The 2,095-nt window shown below is 59.5% G+C and carries 1 protein-coding gene; it reads left to right on the top strand.

The features are described 5' to 3' along the window. Positions 1-738: 738 nt before the first annotated feature. Positions 739-2,016: a group II intron reverse transcriptase/maturase gene (gene ltrA / locus L1249_RS17300; protein ID WP_235253801.1), complete on the top strand. Its 1,278-nt coding sequence runs from the start codon at positions 739-741 to the stop codon at positions 2,014-2,016. The last annotated feature ends 79 nt before the right edge of the window (positions 2,017-2,095 follow it).

Here is a 2,095-nt window from a genome sequence, read left to right as displayed (position 1 = left end):
TTTTTTTGTTTGCCCGGCGAAGCCGGCAAACCCGGCCATCTGAAAGAAGATGGCGTCACCCCGACTGAGGGGAAGACAATCCGACTGGCAAGGGCGTCACTGGCCAACGGTGGGGTCTGAAGGAAGCCATAGGAAGTTAACGGTACACAACGCAAGTGAACCTGCTTCGGCAGCCCAGGTGGGTTAGCGTGCAAAATAGCGCGACGCCCGATACTCAGTCAGACCTGGGCTGTGCTTGAGGGTGGCATCGTTAACAGGGAGCCGGTGCAGTAACCGGGGAAGCCTGACACCGAATCCGGCGAAGCCGGAGGCTGTGGCGCAAGGTGAAAGCCGAGGCCGCAGTCGGTGCGAGGTGGCAGATGAAGCCGTAGTAGTGAGGAAGTTCCGGCCTGAGAAGCCTGGTAACAGCGTGGAGGACAAAACCGGAACGACCGCTGGCGGAGGTTCAGCGGACCGGTCGGGGTCAAAAGCTCTGGTCGGATGCGAAGGGCGGAAGTCATTAACGAGAGTGGCGGACGACGAGCGAACAGGTGGACGCTGCGTTCACAAGCTGCCCGACGGGGCAGGGACGTGCATCGGGGTGCTGCGGGAACGTAGTGACTCTGGTGTTCTCCGAACAAGGGAGTAGAGCGATACCGTGGCGGCAGATTGCCAGAGCGCTAGTACCCGGACGGATCGCCTGAAACAGACCAGCAGCCAGACCGACCCTCGAAGCCGTCACCACAGAGATGAGCAGGCATGAGGAAATACTACAGTCTGTACGGGCAATTGCTGTCAAAACAGCGCCTGTATGAAGCCTTCAGACACATCAAGCGCAACAAGGGCGCGGCCGGAATCGATGGGCAGAGCCTGAGTGCGTTTGAGGCGAATCTGGAGGTGGAGCTGTCGTGCCTGTTGCTCGAGCTGAAGGAAAAGCGCTATCGGGCGCAACCAGTCAGGCGCGTAGCCATCGCCAAGGATGACGGCGGTGAGCGTCTGCTGGGCATTCCGACGGTTCGGGACCGGGTTGTACAACAGGCGCTGCGCCGTATTATCGAACCGATCTTCGAGCCGGATTTCCACCCGTCGAGTTACGGGTATCGTCCGGGACGCAGTGGTCACCACGCCATCGGCAAGGCGGAGTTGTTTATCCGCCGCTACCGGCGTGACTGGGTTGTGGACATGGACCTGTCGAAATGCTTCGACACGCTCAACCATGACCTGATCATCCGCCAGTTCCGCCAACGGATCACGGACGGCAGTGTCCTGTCACTGCTGCGCCAGTTCCTGGAAAGCGGCGTGATGGTGGGGTACCACCTTGAAGAAACGGAGCTGGGAAGCCCGCAGGGCGGCGTGATCAGCCCGCTGATTGCGAACGTCTATCTGGACGCCTTCGACCAGTTCATGAAAGCCCGGGGTCACCGGATCGTCCGCTACGCGGATGACATCCTGATCCTGAGCGGTTCACGAGCGGGCGCGGAGAATGCGTTACGGGTGGCCCAAAGCTACCTGGAAGATGAGCTGAAGCTGACCGTCAATGCCACCAAAACTCACATCGCTCACAGCGATGACGGGGTAAAGTTCCTGGGCGTGGTGATCCACACGAAGTACACCCGCATCCAGGACAAGAAGGTGGTGAAACTCAAGCAAACGCTCAAAGCACTGACGAAGCGAAACCGGGGCATCGGACTCGCGGCCATTATACGTGAGCTGAATCCGGTGTTACGGGGCTTTGCCAACTACTTCCGGGTGGCGAACTGCGCGAGGGTATTGAAGCAGGTGATGAGTTGGCTAAGGCGGCGCCTGCGCTGCATCCAGCTCAAGCAGTGGAAAAAGCCGAGTCGGCTGCATCGGAGGCTGAAACAGCTGGGTTACCAACCCCCGTTCCGGCACATCCGGATGCAAAGCTGGCGCAATGCAGCATCTCCACTGGCCAGTCTGGCCCTGCCCAACACCTACCTGCACAATGACCTGCAGTTGATGGATCTTGCGAAGGTCAAAACCGGCATCACTGTCCCCGAGTTCGGGGTAAGTTAATGGCATGAGCCGTATACGTGGCCCGTATGTACGGTTCTGTGAGAGGGATGAGGCGGTAACGCCTCACCCTACTCGCTGT

Origin of the sequence: Halomonas sp. Cn5-12, from assembly GCF_021532545.1 — a bacterium.
Taxonomy (GTDB): Bacteria; Pseudomonadota; Gammaproteobacteria; order Pseudomonadales; family Halomonadaceae; genus Vreelandella; species Vreelandella aquamarina.
Note: the sequence above shows the minus strand (reverse complement) of the source record. Positions and strands in the feature narration are given on the sequence as shown.